Genomic DNA, 17477 nt, shown 5'->3' with positions numbered 1-17477 from the left:
AACAGGGTGATTCCCCTTCCGCCCGGCCGTGCGGGCGATGGCCTGATGAATGCGCCGTGTACGCGCGGGAGGATCCGGCTGTCCGTTCCGTGCGGGTCCCGCATGCGGGTGCGGACGGGAATCCCCAGTTGAACGCGGTTATCCGGGCGGCCGGGTCCGTCGAGGGGCGTGACCGGCCGGGCCCTGCCGGCGGCGGCCCGGCGTGTGCACAGGAGTCCCTTCCCTCCCGCTCTCACCAGGCGGGCGGTCCTGTGGGCGGTCATTTTGGCGAGAAGGCGCCTCAGGCGAGGTGCCCGTCCGGCGTCCGTCCGTCGCCCGTGCGTTGCGTGCCCGGTGCGCGTCCGTGGGGGCGGGAGACGGCGCGGCGGCGGGACGCCGTGCCGGCGAGCGGCGGCACGGTGCCGGGCTCCGGGCATCCTGGCCCCGCCGCACCCCGTCCGACCCTTGGTCTAGACCTTGTGTGCCGCGGGTGCCCGGCGCTACGTTGGCCCCGGCTGCGCAGCCGTACGGAAACGCCTCGTCACACCTCGTATCTTCCGCCGCCGGGACGACCCGGCACGACCAGGAGGAAAGACGCGTGTACCGTCGCATCGCCGGAGCCGTCGTCACGGCCGCCGCCTGTCTTCTCGCCATCGGCACGACCGCCGCACCGGCCGCCGCCGCACCCCCCGGGACCTACGCCCGCAGCCACCATGCCTCGCTCGCGGAGTGCGACGCGGCCGGCCAGGCCGGGCGGCACCTGTGGGGCCTGATCTACTTCTGCGAGCCCTTCCCGACGAGACCGGACGTCTACGTCCTGTGGGTCCGCTACTGAGCGGCCCCGCAGGGACCCTCGCGGGGCGGTCCGGGCCACCGGAACGCCCCGCGCCGGGCTCGTGTCAGGCCTTGCGCGCCTCCGCGGCCCGCTTCGCCTCGGGCAGCGCCTCGCCCACCAGCTTCATGTAGCGGTCCCAGTCCCAGTGCGGGCCCGGGTCGGTGTGGTCGGTGCCGGGGATCTCCACATGGCCGACGATGTGCTCACGGTCCACCGGTATGTCGTGACGGGCGCAGATGTCGGCCGTCAGCCTGGCCGAACCGGCGTACATCGCGTCCGTGAGGTCCTTGGGCCGGTCGACGAACCCCTCGTGCTCGATGCCGATGCTGCGCTCGTTGTAGGAGCGGTTGCCGCAGTGGTAGGCGACGTCGTACTCCCGGATCATCTGCGCGACGTGACCGTCCTTGCGCACCACGTAGTGGGTCGCCGCCTTGTGCAGGGGGTCGCGGAACACCTTCAGCGCCGTCGCGTAGCTGCCCTGCACGACATGGATCACGACCCGGTCGATCTCGTAGTCGTCCGGCCGCCAGGCCAGCCGCCAGTTCGCCGCGTTCGCCGAGACCCACTGGGCGCCCGCGAAGTCCAGCTCGCCCTCCTTGCGCGGCGGGCGCACCCAGGGCATGCCGCGCCACAGCCGGCGGATCTCCTCCTCGGCCCAGATCCCGCCGCCCACCACCGCGGCGCCGCCGCCGATCAGCACGGCGCGCCTGGTCATGTTCGGTTTCTCCGCGGGCTTCTTCCGGCTGCCGCGACCGCTCTCGCTCCCCATGCCGACCACAACGCATACTCACGAGCTTTCGGTTCCCCGGGCCCCGTACCCTGGTAGCGCTATGACTGAGACCCCCCAGCGCCCCCTCCGCGTCCTCGCCGCCATGTCGGGCGGTGTCGACTCCGCCGTCGCCGCAGCCCGCGCAGCCGAGGCGGGGCACGACGTCACCGGCGTGCACCTGGCGCTCTCCGCGAATCCGCAGTCCTTCCGCACCGGCGCCCGCGGGTGCTGCACCATCGAGGACTCGCGCGACGCGCGCCGGGCCGCCGACGTCATCGGCATCCCCTTCTACGTGTGGGACCTCGCCGAGCGCTTCCGTGAGGACGTCGTCGAGGACTTCGTCGCCGAGTACGAGGCCGGGCGCACGCCCAACCCCTGCCTGCGCTGCAACGAGAAGATCAAGTTCGCCGCGCTCCTCGACAAGGCGCTCGCGCTGGGCTTCGACGCGGTGTGCACGGGCCACTACGCGACCGTGGTGCTGAACGACGACGGCACCCGCGAGCTGCACCGGGCCAGCGACATGGCCAAGGACCAGTCGTACGTGCTCGGCGTGCTGGACGAGAAGCAGCTCGCCCACGCCATGTTCCCGCTGGGTGACACCCTCACCACCAAGGACGAGATCCGGGCGGAGGCCGAGCGCCGGGGCCTGGCCGTGGCCAAGAAGCCCGACAGCCACGACATCTGCTTCATCGCCGACGGCGACACCCAGGGCTTCCTGGCGAACCGCCTCGGCCGCGCCGAGGGCGACATCGTCGACGAGGCGGGCGCGAAGCTCGGCACCCACGAGGGCGCCTACGGCTTCACCATCGGGCAGCGCAAGGGCCTGCGCATCGGCCACCCCGCGCCCGACGGCAAGCCGCGCTACGTCCTGGACATCTCCCCGGTCGACAACACCGTCACCGTCGGCCCCGCCGAGGCGCTGGACGTCGACGCCCTCACCGCGATCAAGCCCCGCTGGTGCGGGGCGCCCCCGGCCGGCCCGGGCACGTACACGGCCCAGCTCCGCGCCCACGGCGGCGAGACCGAGGTCACGGCCGAGCTGGTGGACGGCGCCGAGCTCCGGGTCTCCTTCGGCGAGCCGGTGCGGGGCGTCGCCCCCGGCCAGGCGATCGTCCTCTACGACGGCACGCGGGTCGTCGGCTCCGCCACGATCGCGACGACGCGGCGGGCGACGGCGTCGGTCTGAGGCGGCCGCGTCGTCCCGACGCCGCGAGGCACGCCGACGCCGCGGACGCACCCTGTCGGGGCGCGATGGAGCGCCCGCTCCGGTGGATCGGCCCGACGCCCGCTCCGGTCGATCGGCCCGGTCCCGGCCGCCCGTCCCGGGGCCACAGCCCTGCCGCGTCCGGGCCGGCCATCCGCTCCCGGCGCCCCGGCACCCTCGGGTCGCGGCCGACCGTCCGCCCGGCCGGACCCCGGGCGCGGTTCCGGCCGGCCGCCCACCCCGGCTGACCTCCGCGCAGCTCTGCCCGGCATGCGGCGCCGGGCCGCCGCATGCCGGGACGAAGGGTCTCAGGGGACGGACAGGGCGTTGCGGTGCGGAGGGTGACGTGGTGTCATCTCCGGCATGAGGAGTGCCCACACAGGTCACACCGTGCCGCTGGACCCCTTCTGGCCCAGCCGCCGCGCCGACCACTTCGACCAGATCTGTCGCTGAGCACCTCGTTCTCCACAGCCTCCGGCCCCTTTCGCGGGTGCCCTCGGGGCTGCTCCCCGTGACACGGCCGACGAAGACCCCGGCGAAAACCCCCTGGGTGTCCGTCCCGCCGTTCCTGTGACGCCGACGCGCTCGCCGTAGCCCGTCCGCCTTCCGTCCCGTGCCCTTCCGCCGGGCCGCCGCGTCCGCGCACCGCCCACCCGCCTGCCGTGCCCCGCTCCGGGGCCGCCGCGGCGGTGGGGCGGACGGCACCGTGCGCGTGCCCGGTGGGGGCCATGTGTCCCCTTCCGCCGACCCATGGAGCCCCGCCATGTCCTGCTGCGTCCCGTCAGCCGACGGCCACGGCCGCTGCCACGCGTCCGCCGGCGCCGGCGGCGTGCTGATCGGTTCCATCGGTGCCGCCCCTCCCGGTCCGTTCCGCCCGGCCGCGGACCGGCGCGGCACCCGGGGCCAAGTGCGCCTGCCGGGCGGCACGTTCGCCATGGGCGACGGCTTCGGCGAGGGATACGCGGCGGACGGCGAGGGGCCCGTGCACCAGGTCCGTCTCGACCCGTTCCTCATGGACGCCGCCACGGTCACCAACGCCGCGTTCGCCGCCTTCGTCAAGGACACCGGCTACGTCACGGACGCCGAACGGCTGGGCATGTCCGCCGTGTTCCACCTCGCGGTGCGCGCCGAGCCCGGGGACGTGCTGGGCCGGGCCGCCGGCACCCCCTGGTGGCTGGTGGTGCGGGGCGCCTCGTGGCGCCACCCCGCCGGACCGCTCTCGTCCGCCGGCACCCTCCAGAACCACCCGGTGGTGCAGGTCAGCTGGAACGACGCCCAGGCGTACTGCGCGTGGGCCGGGAAGCGGCTGCCGACCGAGGCCGAGTGGGAGTACGGCGCGCGCGGCGGTCTGGAGGGCCGGCGCTTCCCGTGGGGCGACGAACTCACTCCGCGCGGACGGTGGATGTGCAACATCTGGCAGGGCACCTTCCCCACCCTCAACACGGCCGAGGACGGTCACGAGACCACCGCACCGGTCACGTCCTACCGTCCCAACGGCCACGGGCTGTGGAACACGGTCGGCAACGTCTGGGAGTGGTGCGCCGACACCTTCGCCGCCGACGCCTACGCGGCGCGTGCCGGTGCCGCGCCGGTGCACGACCCGCGCGGCCCGTGGCACGACCCGGGCCATGACGCGCAGCGCGTCATGCGCGGCGGCTCGTACCTCTGCCACGACTCCTACTGCCACCGCTACCGGGTCGCCGCCCGTTCCGGCAACACCGCCGATTCGGCGGCGGCGAACATCGGCTTCCGCTGCGCCAACGACGCCCTCTGACGACCCCGCACCCGCGCCGAAGCGCACCCGCTCCACATGCACCCGCTCCGAACCGCCCTGCCCCGCCCTGCCCGGAACCGCCCTCGCCCGGAACCGCCCCGCTCCAACCGCCCCCGCCCGAAGGAGAGGTCCCCATGCCCAGCCGACCCACCCGACGATCACGCCCGTTCGGCCTGCTCGCCCTCCCCGCGATCCTCACGCTCACGACGCTCAGCGCGCCCGCCGCGGCCACCCCCGGAGTCGACCGCGCCGCCGGGCCCCGGGCGCCGCGGCCCAACATCGTCTACGTCCTCGCCGACGACTTCGGCTGGACCAGCACGAGCAGCCCGCTCACCAACCAGGGCAACGGCAGCGACTTCTACGAGACACCGGCCCTGGAGCGGATCGCCCGCGAGGGCGTCGCCTTCGACAACGCGTACACGTCCGTGAACTGCACGCCGACCCGTGCCGCCCTGCTCACCGGGCTCTACGCCCCCCGGGCGGAGAACAACATCTACCTCGTCGGCGACCTCAACCGCGGCGGCGACGACACCCTGCTCAAGGGCCCCGCCCAGGGCCGTCCCGACGGCGCCACCGCACTGCCCCCGGAGGCCGTCACCTTCGGCGAGCGCCTCCAGGGCGCCGGGTACACCACCGGGTACCTCGGGAAGTTCCATGTGACGCGGACGGCCGAGGCCATCACCGCGCAGCACGGCTTCGACGAGAACATCGGCGGCCAGGCCAGCGGCGACCCGGGCGCCTACCACGCGAAGGACGGGCAGTTCGGCCCGAAGATCGGCCCCGCCCTCGACGCCTTCGCCGGCGACTACACCCGGGCCTACGTCGACGAGAACATCCGCCCCTGGAGCGCGGGCACCGACCCGGCGGCGCTGGACGCGCTGGTGGGCACGGACAAGCACGTCTCCGACGCGCTGGCCGACGCCACCATCGACTTCGTCGACCGCAACAAGCAGGACCCCTTCCTCGCCTTCCTGAGCCCCTACGCCGTCCACACCCCGGTCGGGGACGCGCAGGGCCGTAAGGACCTGCTGGCCACGTACAAGGCGAAGACACCGGGTACGAGCACGTCGAACCCGGCGTACGGGGCTCTGGTCGAGGGCCTCGACCAGAGCGTCGCCCGGGTGGTGCGCCACCTGGAGACCACCCCGGACCCGCGCAACCCCGGCCACCCGCTCGCCGACAACACCGTCGTCGTCTTCACCGCCGACAACGGGGGAGTGGAGAACTTCACCGACAACGGCCCGCTGCGCGGCCAGAAGGGCGAGCTCCGGGAGGGCGGCATCCGCGTCCCGCTGATCGCCTGGAGCGGCAATCCCGCCCTGGTGAAGGGCGGCCGGATCGACCACACGCCGGTGTACGCCGCCGACCACCACGCCACCATCGCCTCGCTCGCCGGGGCCGCGCCTGCCGCCCGGCCCGTCGACGGGGTGTCCCTGAAGGGGCTGTTCGCCGGCGACGGCGCCGGGCTCGGCCGGCAGGCGATCTTCTGGCACCTGCCCGGTTACCTGATCGCGGGCGACCGCGACCAGCGTCCGCAGTCGGTGATCCGCTCCGGCCGCTGGAAGCTGGTCCACTCCTACGAGGACCGCTCCTGGGAGCTGTACGACCTGGCCACCGACATCGGCGAGACACGCGACCTCGCGGGCGAGCGGCCGGACCAGGTGCAGCGCCTCGGACGCGATCTGATCCGCTGGCTGGACGAGGTGGACGCGCCGCTGGCCACCCTGCGCGAGGGCAGGGAGCCGCTCCGGTTCACCGTCCGCGGGACCACCTACGCCGACGGCCGGGCCACCGTGCGGACCGGGGAGACCGTCGTCGTCCGGCCGGGCGAGGAGGTGCCCCTGGTGCTCCGGACACCCGCCGGCCGCTGACGCGCCGGGGCGGCCGCCGCACCCCGCGGCGGCCGCCCCGGGCCCGCCGTCGCCCGCCCGTCACCCGACCACGTACGGAGTCCCCATGAGCAGCCATGTCCCGGCGGGCGCCACCCGGCGCCGCTTCATCGGCGGCGTCTCCGGCGCCGCCGTCGCCGCCCAGCTCGCCGCCGCCCCGCCCGCCGCACCGCACCCCCGCGACCCCGGTCCGCGTCCCGGCCGCCCGCGCCGCCGCCCTCCCAACATCGTCGTCGTCACCGTCGACGACCTCGGACTGTACGAACTCGGCGCCTACGGCAACACGTTCAACGAGACGCCCCGCATCGACCGGCTGGCCCGCGAGGGAACCCTCTTCACCGACGCGTACGCCGCCGCCCCGCTCTGCTCGCCGACCCGCGCCGCGCTGGTGACCGGGCGCTATCCGGCGCGCACCGGCATCACCGACTTCCTGCGGGGCGAGAACGCCGCCAGTGACAAGCACCTCTCCCCGTCGGTCCCCACCGTGCCGGACGTGCTCCGCCCGTACGGCTACACCACCGCCCTGATCGGCAAGTGGCACCTCACCGAGACCTACAGCGGCCCCTACGAGCAGCGGCCCGGCAACCCGTACGCCCACGGCTTCGACGAGGTGATCGCCAGCGAGCAGAAGTACATCGCGGACGGCGACTACTTCCACCCGTACTCCTTCATGCCGGACCTCCCGGCCCGGGAACCGGGAGAACACCTCACCGACCGGCTGGCGGCGGAGGCAGCCGACTACATCACCCGCCACCGCGACGAGTCGTTCTTCCTCCATGTCTCCAACTACGCCGTGCACACCGCCCTCGACGCTCCGGCGGACCTGGTCGCCGAGTACGAGGCGAAGCCCGGTGCCGACGCGCCGCCGAACCGGCCCGTGCTCGCCGCGATGCTGGAACGCGTGGACGCGCAGGTCGGCCTGATCGCCGACACCCTGGCCGGTCTCGGGCTGGACCGCGACACCCTGCTGCTGGTCACCGCGGACAACGGCGGCGCCCACCGGCCGGCCAACGCACCCCTGCGCGGCGGCAAGGGCGAGCTCTACGAGGGCGGCATCCGGGTGCCGCTGATCGCCCACCGGCCGGGCGGTGTCCGCGCCGGACACCGGGAGGCCACGCCCGTGAGCACCATCGACCTCCTGCCCACCGCGCTCGACCTCGCGGGCGGCAGACCCGGCGGCCGGTTCGACGGCGTCAGCATCGCACCGCTGCTGACCGGTACCGGCCGCCGGCCCGAACGCGGCGAACTCTTCTGGGTCTACCCGCACTTCATCGGCCGGACCCACCCGCACGCCGCCGTCCGCAGCGGACGCCACAAGCTGGTCCGGTACTTCCGCGACGGCCGGACGGAGCTGTACGACCTCGCCCACGACCCGGGCGAGACCACCGACATCGCGGCCCGGCACCCCGGGCTGACCCGCGCCCTCCGCGCCCGGCTGGAGGCGCACATCGCCGACGTCGGCGTCCTGCCCGCCCCGCCCGGGGCAAGGGCGTACCCGGTCACCGAACTGGAGGAGACCTTCGACGGGGGTCTGGCGCGCTGGAGCGTCCTGCCGGTGACCCCGGAGGCCGGCACGGTCGCCGTGGACGGCGGCCGGCTGAGCGTGAGCGCGCGGCGGATGACGCATCTGGTGTTCCGTTCGGACGTCGCTCCCGGCTCCGACGAGGCGGTGGCGGTGCTCGCCCCCGGGGCCTTCGCCGAGGCCGGCACGCAGGACACCGTCTTCGTCGGTGTCGCCCAGGACGCCGCCAACTACCTGCTGTTCCGCTACCACAACGGGCTCCACCGGGTCGGCTGGGACCTGCGTGTGGGCGGCCGGCTGATCACGGCCGGGGCCGAACCGCTGGACAACCTGGACGGCACCGTCGACCTCACCGGCCCGGGCGCCCGCTTCGCCTTCGTGCTCCGCGGGACGGCGGCGACGGCCTACGCGGACCAGGGCAGGGGCTGGGAGTACCTCTTCACGGCCGACACCGGCGGCGCGCTCGACCTGAGCGATCCCGTCGTGCGGGCCCGGTACCGCTGGGCCGCGAGCGTCCGGCTCGACGACGGCACCGTCTCGCTCGACGGCCTCACGGCGCACCGCGCCTGAGCCGCGCCGTACACCGCCGTGCAGCGCCGGGGCCCGCCGGGGCCGGCACTTCGGCCCGTGAGGCCGCGGCTCGTGGTGCCGCGGCTCGTGACGCTTCGGTCCTTCGGCGCTGCGGTGCTTCGGCGCTGCGGAGCCGAGGTGCTCCAGGACTTCGGCGGCGCTTCGGCGCCGGGGCGCTCCGGCTCGCGGCGCTCCGGATCCGGACGCCTCACTCCGCGAGGAACGCCGCCAGCGCCGGGGCCAGGATGTGCGGGGCCACCTCGTGGGTCTGGCCGGTCAGGGTGCGGTGGCGGGCGCGGGGGAGGGCCGTGGCCACGCTGCGGGCGGCCTCGCGCATCGGGGCGGGGCTGGCGCCGCCGTCGACGACCAGCACGCGGTCGGTCACGGACGCCAGCACGTCCACCGGCACCGTGCCGTCGCCCAGCACCTCGTGGTCGTACACCAGGGTGGGGGCGAGCTTCTCCATGTCCGCCCACACGGGGAGCCGGCGCAGCCCGTACAGCGCCTCGTCGGGCATCCCGACGGCCCGCAGGAACTCCGCCAGGGCGTCGCCCGCGCGGCCCTCGGCCAGCAGCTCCCGCAGCCGCCGCGTGCGGGCCAGATGGGCCGTCCGGGCCTCGGGGCCGGTCGCGTACGGCGGCTCGTAGACGGAGAGCCGGCGGACGGGGACCCCGGCGGCGGCCGCCCGCAGGGCCAGCGCGGCGCCGGACGACATGCCGTGCACCATCACCTCGCCGCCGGCCAGCGCGACGACCGCCGCCAGGTCCTCGATCTCGCGCTCGACGGCGTACGGGGACCGGTCCCCGCTGCCGCCGCGGCCCCGCCGGTCGTAGGTGTACACGGTGAAGTCGGCCGCCAGTAAGCCGGCCAGCGGCGCGTCCGAGGCGGCGGTGCACAGGGCACCGCCGACCAGGACCAACGCCGGTCCCGCGCCGCGCTGTTCGCAGGCGATGGCGGTGCCGTCGGACGACGTGGTCAGGCTCACGGTGCTGCTGCGGTTGTCCATGCGAGTGCTGACCGGAGCACGCGGCGGAACTCATCGGCGAGGCGCAGGAATTCCTGCGGCGCGGCGGAGGAATTCTCCGGCGGGTGGGCCGAGGGGGCGCGTCCCGCCGGCGTGGACGGTGCGCGGCGGGTGCTTGTGCGGCACGCGGGGTGGTCCTGGCGGGAGGGCGACGGGGCCGCACCCGGCGCGCGGGGCGGGCCCGGCGGTGCGCGGCGGGCTGCCGGCGATCTTCGGACGACCTCCCGGTCGGGCCCGGCGGACCCGCCCCGGCCTCCCGGCCGGGGGCCGTCCCCCGTCACCGTCCCCCGGCGCCGCCTCCCGTCACCGCCCCCCGGCGCCTGCCCCCGGCGGGCCTCCCGCCGGGAGCCGGAGCGGCGGCCCGTACGGTGGCGGCATGAACATCTGCGTCTTCCTCTCCGCCGCCGACCTCGACGAGCGCTACACCGGCCCCGCCCGCGAATTCGCGGAGCTGATCGGCAAGGGCGGCCACACCCTGGTCTGGGGCGGCTCCGACGTCGGGCTGATGAAGGTCGTCGCGGACGGCGTCGCGCAGGCGGGCGGGCGGCTGGTGGGCGTCTCGGTCGAGTTCCTCCGCTCCAGCGCGCGGGCCGTCGCCGACGAGATGGTGATCACCAGGGACCTCGCCGAGCGCAAGGCGGAGCTGCTCGCCAGGTCGGACGCGATCGTGATCATGGTCGGCGGCACGGGGACCCTCGACGAGGCCACCGAGATCCTGGAGTTCAAGAAGCACGGGCACCACACCAAGCCCGTGGTGCTGCTCAACACGGCGGGCTTCTACGACGGGCTGAAGCAGCAGTTCCGCAGGATGGACGAGGAGGGCTTCCTGCCGCTGCCCCTCACCGAGCTGGTGTTCTTCGCGGAGGACGGCGCGTCGGCGCTCGCGTACCTGGAGGAGAGCGCGGGCGTGCGGTAGTGCGAGCATGGCGGGCATGGCTACCCACCTGATCACCGGCGCCGGATCCGGAATCGGCGAGGCCGTGGCGCGACGGCTGCACGCACGCGGCGACGAGCTGATCCTCGTCGCGCGCGACGCCGGCCGCGCCAAGGAGCTCGCGACCCGGTTCCCCGGAGCCGGCACCCTCGTCGCCGACCTCGCCGAGCCCGACCGCATCTCCTGGGCCCTCGGGCACCAGACGATGCCCGACCGCCTCGACTCGCTGCTGCACATCGCGGGGGTCGTCGACCTCGGCGAGGTCGGCGAACTCACCACGAAGACCTGGCACCACCAGCTCGACGTCAACCTGGTCGCGCCCGCCGAGCTCACCCGGCTGTTCCTGCCCCAACTGCGCGTCGCCCAGGGCCATGTCGTCTTCGTGAACTCGGGCGCCGGGCTCGCCGCGCACGCCCAGTGGGGCGCGTACGCGGCCTCCAAGCACGGGCTCAAGGCGCTCGCCGACTCGCTGCGCCACGAGGAGCACCCGGCCGGGGTGCGGGTCACCACGGTGTACCCGGGGCGCACGGCCAGCCCCATGCAGGCGAAGGTGCACGCGCAGGAGGGCAAGGAGTACGACGAGGCGCGCTGGATCGACCCCGAGTCCGTCGCGACGGCGCTCGTCATGGCGCTCGACCTCCCGCGCGACGCCGAGGTCAACGACCTGACGGTCCGCCCCGGACGCTGAGCGGGCCGGCCCGGGGCCGGGCGGCCCCGGGGCCGGGTCGGGCGGGCGGCTCCCCGCCCCGGCCCGACCGCCGGGGCCGCGTACGCTTCCCGGGTGAGTGACACGAACACCTTCCCCTGGGGTCCCGCGACCGGCGTCGGCTCCATGCCCGGCGGGGACGCGCGCGAGAGCGCGAAGACCGTCACCGGCTCCTTCGAGGACTTCCCCTTCCTCGCCGAGCTGCCCGCCCGCGGCCCGGGCGCCGACATGATCGGGCGCAGCATCGGCCTCCTCGTCGAGATGTACGCGCATGTCGAGCCGAGCGGCTGGCGGGTCAGCGACCGCCCCGGGCGCGACACCCGCCGCGCCCACTCCTGGCTGGGCGAGGACCTCGACGCGCTGGAGGAGTTCACCCAGGGCTACGAAGGCCCCGTGAAGGTGCAGGCCGTCGGGCCGTGGACGCTCGCCGCCGCGCTCGAACTGCGCGGCGGGGAGGCCGCGCTCGGTGACGCGGGCGCCTGCCGCGACCTGGCCGGCTCGCTCGCCGAGGGCCTGCGCGGTCACCTCGCCGACGTCCGCCGCCGGCTGCCGGGGGCGAGCATCGTGCTCCAGCTCGACGAGCCCTCGCTGACCGCCGTGCTGCGCGGCAGCGTCCGCACCGCCAGCGGCTACCGCACCCACCGGGCCGTCGACCGGCAGATCGTCGAGAGCGCGCTGCGCGACGTCGTCGCGGTGCACGACGGTCCCGTCGTCGTGCACTCCTGCGCCCCCGGCGTCCCGTTCGCGCTGCTGCGCCGCGCGGGTGCCGCAGGGATCTCCTTCGACTTCTCGTTGCTCACCGAGCGTGAGGAGGAGGCGATCGGCGAGGCCGTCGAGAGCGGAACCAGGATCCTCGCGGGAGTCGTGCCCTCCACCGACGCCGCATTGTCCGACCCGGGCGGTAGCGTCATGGGTGTCAGGACGCTGTGGCGCAGGCTGGGGCTGAATCCGGGGACTCTCGCCGAGTCCGTCGTGATCACTCCCTCCTGCGGTCTCGCGGGCGCCTCGCCCGCGTACGCGCGCGCGGCGCTCGCCCATTGCGTCCGGGCCGCGAGATCGCTCGCAGACAACCCTGAGTGACGGGGTGCACGGGACACGGGAGGACGAAACGGTGGCTGGCGAAGAGCAGACGGCACTGCCCGCCGATGTGCGGGAGCGGCACGCGGAGCTCGCCGAGCAGATCGAGGAGCACCGCTTCCGGTACTACGTGAAGGACGCCCCGGTCGTCAGCGACGCGGAGTTCGACACGCTCATGCGCTCGCTGGAGGCGATCGAGGAGGAGTACCCGGCGCTGCGCACGCCCGACTCGCCGTCGCAGAAGGTCGGCGCGCACTACGAGACGGAACTGACCAAGGTCGAGCACCGCGAGCGGATGCTCTCCCTGGACAACGCCTTCGACGACGCCGAGCTCGCCGCCTGGGCGGAGCGCGTCGCCCGGGAGGTCGGCGCCCCCGGCCACCACTTCCTGTGCGAGCTCAAGGTCGACGGCCTCGCGGTGAACCTCACCTACGAGCACGGCAGGCTGACCCGCGCCGCGACCCGGGGCGACGGCCGCGTCGGCGAGGACATCACCCCCAACGTGCGCACCATCGCCGAGATCCCCGACCGGCTGCACGGCGACCGCGTGCCCGCCCTGGTCGAGATCCGCGGCGAGGTCTACTTCCCGATGGACCAGTTCCAGGCGCTGAACGAGCGGCGGGTCGCCGCGGGCGAGCAGCCGTACGCCAACCCCCGCAACAGCGCCTCCGGCTCGCTGCGCCAGAAGGACCCCCGGGTCACCGCCACGCTGCCGCTGCACATGGTGGTGCACGGCATCGGCGCCCGTGAGGGCCTCGACATCGACCGGCTCTCCGAGGCCTACGACCTGCTGCGCGACTGGGGCCTGCCCACCGCGCGGCACAACAAGGTCGTGGGCTCCCTGGAGGAGGTCCGCGCGTTCATCGCCCATTTCGGCGAGAACCGCCACTCCGTGGAGCACGAGATCGACGGCGTCGTCGTCAAGCTCGACGAGATCCGCCTCCAGGGCCGCCTGGGCTCCACGGCCCGCGCCCCCCGCTGGGCCATCGCCTGGAAGTACGCCCCGGAGGAGGTCAACACCAAGCTCGTCAACATCCGGGTCGGCGTGGGCCGCACCGGCCGTGTGACGCCCTACGCCCAGGTGGAGCCGGTGACGGTCGCGGGCTCCGAGGTCGAGTTCGCCACCCTGCACAACCAGGACGTCGTCAAGGCCAAGGGCGTGCTCATCGGCGACACGGTGGTGCTGCGCAAGGCGGGCGACGTGATCCCGGAGATCCTCGGCCCCGTGGTGGACCTGCGGGACGGCAGCGAGCGGGAGTTCGTGATGCCCGCCGAGTGCCCCGAGTGCGGCACGCCGCTGAAGGCCATGAAGGAGGGCGACATCGACCTCCGCTGCCCCAACGCCCGCTCCTGCCCGGCGCAGTTGCGGGAGCGCGTCTCCTACCTGGCCGGCCGGGAGAGCCTCGACATCGAGTACTTCGGCGAGGTCGTCGCCGCCGCCCTGACCCGCCCGCTGGAACCGGCCGCCCCGCCGCTGGCCGACGAGGGCGACCTCTTCGACCTGACGATGGAGCAGCTGCTGCCCATCAAGGCGTACGTGGTCGACAAGGACTCCGGCATCCCCAAGCGGGATCCGAAGACCGGCGAGGACAAGACCGCCATGGTCTTCGCCACCAAGCAGGGCACCCCGAAGGCCAACGCCGTCAAGCTGCTCGCCAACATCGAGGCCGCCAAGACTCGTCCGCTCGCCCGGATCATCAACGGCCTCTCCATCCGGCACGTCGGCCCGGTCGCCGCGCAGGCGCTCGCCCGCGAGTTCCGCTCCATCGAGCGGATCGAGCAGGCGAGCGAGGAGGAGCTCGCGGCCACCGACGGCGTGGGCTCGATCATCGCCGCCTCCCTCAAGCAGTGGTTCGCCGAGGACTGGCACCAGGAGATCCTGCGCAAGTGGCGGCTGGCCGGTGTCCGGATGGAGGAGGAGGCCGCCGAGGGCGACACGGGCCCCCGCCCGCTGGAAGGCCTGACCGTCGTCGTCACCGGAACTCTGGAGAACCACACCAGAGATGGCGCAAAAGAAGCCCTTCAGGCTCTCGGCGCGAAAGTGGCCGGTTCCGTTTCCAAGAAGACCAGCTTCGTGGTCGTCGGGGACAACCCCGGCTCCAAATACGACAAGGCCGTGCAGCTGAAGGTGCCCGTACTCGACGAGCCGGGCTTCGTCGTCCTGTTGGAACAGGGACCGGACGCGGCGCGTGAGGCGGCCGTGACGGAAGAGGCCTGACGACACGTCACCGACACCAGGGGCGCACGAGGGCGCTCCCCGCGGCGCGCGCGTCCGGAAAGCACCCCAACAGCCGCCGGTGGAACGCCGAGTACAGGTCACGCGTTCCGTGCAAATCAGCGGAAGAAGGGTGGCCGGGTCGCATTCGGGCAAGAGCTGTAGAGCGCTGCCCGTCCGTGCCTCCCGCGTCCTACTGTTGAGCTGTGCGCTGTCGTGCACGGCTGCGCGGGGGTCGTTCGGCCGTGGGGGCGAGGCACGGGGAAAGCCACCGCCGGTCGTCCGCCGACCGGCGGCCCCGCACACGAACGACCGGAGACAACCCGGGCATCGGCACCGCCGGCTGTGAGAGGGACGGGAATGGAACCGACGGATAGCGCCGCCCCGGTCTCACGACCGCGCGCGCTCGCGGCACTGACGGGCACCGCCCCCGGGCTCACCGCCGCCGTCGTCACGGCGGGCGGCGCCCTGCTCCTGACCGGCGTCGTGACCACCGTCCGGGAACGCAGCGCGCTCTTCCCCGGCTCCACCGCCGGCTGGGCCTTCGCGCTGCTCACCGGGATCATCGTCGGCCATCTCGTGATGCTCGGCCGCGACCGCTGGTGGGGCGGCACCGGCTCGGGCGCCGCGCTCACCCTCGCCGCCCTGCTCCTCTACGGCTGGGTGCCCGCCACGCTCGTCAGCCTCTCCGTGGTCGCCCTCGTCGGCGCCGCGGGCCGCGGCCGCCGGCGCCACGGCCTGCTGCACGGAGCGGTCGACGTCCTCGGCATCGGCGCGGCCGCCCTCGTGCTCGCCGCCTTCGGGGTGACCCCCAGCGTCGAACGCCCCTGGGACCCGCTGGAGTGGGGCGTCGGGGCCGCCGCCGAGATCGTGCTCGCCGCCGCGGCCTACCTCGCCGTCACCCGCCTGCTGCTGTGGTACGTCCTCACCCCCCAGGGCGGCGGACTGCCCACCGTCGCGCGCACCGCCCTGGTCCGCCAGGGACTGGTCGCCGTCGCCCTCGTCTGCATCGCCCCGCTGATCTGCGTCGTCGCGGTCGCCGTGCCGATGCTGCTGCCGCTCTTCGCCGTCGCGCTGATCGCCCTCGACTCCACCCTGTGGATAGCGCGGGCCAGGGCCGAGGAGCAGCTCAAGGACCCGCTCACCGGGCTGCCCAACCGCCAGTGGCTGCTGGAGCGCACCTGGTCCGCCCTGGAGGAGGCCGAGCGGTCCGGCGCCCGCTCGGCCCTCGTCCTCATCGACCTCGACCGCTTCCGCTCCGTCAACGACACCCTCGGCCACCTCGCCGGAGACCGGCTGCTGCTCCAGATAGCCGACCGGCTCCGGCTCGCCCTGCCCCGCGGGGCCGAGGCGGCCCGGCTCGGCGGCGACGAGTTCGCCGTCCTGCTGCCCACCGCCGACTCCACCACCAGCGCGCAGCGCGTCGCGCGCCATCTCGTCTCCGAACTCTCCTCCCCGCTCGACCTGGACGGCCTCACCCTCGTCCTGGAGGCCAGCGCCGGCCTCGCCGTCTTCCCCGACCACGCCCTGGACGCCGAAGGGCTGCTGCGCCGGGCCGACGTGGCGATGTACCAGGCCAAGCGCGACCGCACGGGCGTCGAGGTGTACGAGTCCAAGCGGGACAGCAACACCCCCGACCGGCTCGGCCTGCTCGGCGACCTCCGCCGGGCGCTCGACGCCGGCGACGTCGAACTGCACTACCAGCCCAAGGTCCGCTTCGACGGGCACGTCGCCGGGCTGGAGGCCCTGGTGCGCTGGGTGCACCCCGAGCGCGGCCGGGTGCCCCCCGACGAGTTCATCGCCATCGCGGAGTCCTCCGGGCTGATGCCCCACCTCACGGAGTACGTCCTGGAGACGGCGCTCGGACAGGTGGCGCGCTGGCGGGCGCAGGGGCTCGACGTCCCCGTCGCCGTCAACGTCTCCCCCCGGGACGTCCACACCCCCGGCTTCGCCGGCGCGGTGGCCGCCCGGCTCGCCCGCCACGGGGTCCCGCCGGGCGCGCTCCAGCTGGAGATCACCGAGCACGTCCTGCTGGAGGACCCCCAGCGAGCGGCCGACACCCTCGCGGGGCTCGCCGACCACGGCGTCAAGATGTCGCTCGACGACTTCGGGACGGGCTACTCCTCACTGGTGCACCTGCGCCGGCTCCCGGTCAGCGAGCTGAAGATCGACCGCTCGTTCGTCGCCCGCCTCGCGCGCGACGCCGAGGACGCGGAGATCGTCCGCTGCACCATCGACCTGGCCCACTCGCTGGGCCTGCTGGTCGTCGCGGAGGGCGTCGAGGACGACGAGACCTGGGAACGCCTGCGCGATCTGCGCTGCGACGCGGTGCAGGGGTGGCTGGTGGCGGCGGCGATGCCGCCCCAGGAGACGACCGCCTGGCTGCTCGCCCGCGGCGAGAGCGGCTGGCTCCGCCCGTCCCACCGCCCCACCGACCGCCGCCCGCCCCAGCCGTCCCCCCGCCGCGCGGTGACGTGACCCTCGCGGGAGCCCTGCCGGAGTGGGGGTGCGCATGCGGGGCCGGCCCACACTCAAGCCCTCGCCGGAGTGGGGATGCGCTCGCGGGGCCGGCCCCATCAAGCCTCCGCCGGTGTGGGGATGCGCTTGCGGGGCCGGCCCACACCCAAGCCTCCGCCGGAGTGGGGATGCCCATGCGGGGCCGGCCACATCAAGCCCCGCCGGCGATTGAGGCGCGGGGTGCGGGGCGGAGCCCCGCCGGGGCCGGTCGCCCTCGCGGACCCGGCTGCGCGCCGGTGGCCGCGGCACGGCCTGCGGCCGCGTCCTCAATCGCCGGACGGGCTGAGAAGGCGCTCCAGGCCGGTGTCCTCGCCGAGCGGGCGGGCGGGAGAGGCGCTCCGAGGCGGCGCCCTCCCCCGAGCGGGTGGGAGAGGCGCTCCAGGCCGGTGTCCTCGCCGAGCGGGCGGGCGGGAGAGGCGCTCCGCGGCCCCGCGCTCCCCGGGCGGACGGGCCGGAGAGTGT

The 17477-nt window shown here is 74.6% G+C and carries 12 protein-coding genes; 10 read left to right on the top strand and 2 right to left on the bottom strand.

Annotated elements, in window-relative coordinates:
• Positions 1-577 precede the first annotated feature (577 nt).
• Positions 578-814: a hypothetical protein gene (locus JE024_RS10810; protein WP_205373378.1), complete on the top strand. Its 237-nt coding sequence runs from the start codon at positions 578-580 to the stop codon at positions 812-814.
• Positions 815-878: 64 nt separating this feature from the next.
• Here JE024_RS10810 and JE024_RS10805 read toward each other — a convergent pair whose 3' ends face one another.
• Entirely contained in the window at positions 879-1583 is a 705-nt protein-coding gene (locus JE024_RS10805) for an N-acetylmuramoyl-L-alanine amidase (RefSeq protein WP_205373377.1), read from the bottom strand.
• 61 nt (positions 1584-1644) lie between these two features.
• Here JE024_RS10805 and mnmA point away from each other — a divergent pair, with 61 nt between their 5' ends.
• The 4 genes from mnmA (at position 1645) to JE024_RS10785 (ending at position 8542) form a co-directional block, all read left to right on the top strand.
• A complete protein-coding gene (gene mnmA / locus JE024_RS10800) occupies positions 1645-2769 on the top strand; it encodes a tRNA 2-thiouridine(34) synthase MnmA (protein WP_205373376.1) in 1125 nt (374 codons plus the stop codon).
• Positions 2770-3550: 781 nt separating this feature from the next.
• Positions 3551-4561 (top strand): formylglycine-generating enzyme family protein, encoded by a 1011-nt coding sequence (locus tag JE024_RS10795; RefSeq protein WP_205373375.1) that lies wholly within the window; start codon positions 3551-3553, stop codon positions 4559-4561.
• Positions 4562-4695: 134 nt separating this feature from the next.
• Positions 4696-6432 (top strand): sulfatase, encoded by a 1737-nt coding sequence (locus tag JE024_RS10790; protein WP_205373374.1) that lies wholly within the window; start codon positions 4696-4698, stop codon positions 6430-6432.
• 85 nt (positions 6433-6517) lie between these two features.
• On the top strand, positions 6518-8542 hold the full coding sequence (locus JE024_RS10785; protein WP_205373373.1) for a sulfatase: 2025 nt from the start codon (positions 6518-6520) through the stop codon (positions 8540-8542).
• 208 nt (positions 8543-8750) lie between these two features.
• Here the strand turns inward: JE024_RS10785 and JE024_RS10780 are convergent, their stop codons facing one another.
• Positions 8751-9548: an alpha/beta fold hydrolase gene (locus JE024_RS10780; RefSeq protein WP_205373372.1), complete on the bottom strand. Its 798-nt coding sequence runs from the start codon at positions 9546-9548 to the stop codon at positions 8751-8753.
• 394 nt (positions 9549-9942) lie between these two features.
• Here JE024_RS10780 and JE024_RS10775 point away from each other — a divergent pair, with 394 nt between their 5' ends.
• The 5 genes from JE024_RS10775 to JE024_RS10755 all read left to right on the top strand — a co-directional run bounded on the left by JE024_RS10775 (position 9943) and on the right by JE024_RS10755 (position 16976).
• A complete protein-coding gene (locus JE024_RS10775) occupies positions 9943-10482 on the top strand; it encodes an LOG family protein (RefSeq protein ID WP_205373371.1) in 540 nt (179 codons plus the stop codon).
• Positions 10483-10498: 16 nt separating this feature from the next.
• Entirely contained in the window at positions 10499-11188 is a 690-nt protein-coding gene (locus JE024_RS10770; RefSeq protein ID WP_205373370.1) for an SDR family oxidoreductase, read from the top strand.
• A gap of 93 nt (positions 11189-11281) precedes the next feature.
• Positions 11282-12286 carry a methionine synthase gene (locus JE024_RS10765; protein ID WP_205373369.1) on the top strand — a complete coding sequence of 335 codons (1005 nt, stop codon included), beginning with the start codon at positions 11282-11284 and terminating at the stop codon, positions 12284-12286.
• Positions 12287-12317: 31 nt separating this feature from the next.
• Positions 12318-14501 carry an NAD-dependent DNA ligase LigA gene (gene ligA / locus JE024_RS10760; RefSeq protein WP_205373368.1) on the top strand — a complete coding sequence of 728 codons (2184 nt, stop codon included), beginning with the start codon at positions 12318-12320 and terminating at the stop codon, positions 14499-14501.
• 357 nt (positions 14502-14858) lie between these two features.
• Entirely contained in the window at positions 14859-16976 is a 2118-nt protein-coding gene (locus JE024_RS10755; RefSeq protein WP_205373367.1) for a putative bifunctional diguanylate cyclase/phosphodiesterase, read from the top strand.
• Positions 16977-17477: the final 501 nt, after the last annotated feature.

This window comes from Streptomyces zhihengii, assembly GCF_016919245.1.
Taxonomy (GTDB): Bacteria; Actinomycetota; Actinomycetes; order Streptomycetales; family Streptomycetaceae; genus Streptomyces; species Streptomyces zhihengii.
This window is presented reverse-complemented; position numbering and strand designations above follow the sequence as displayed.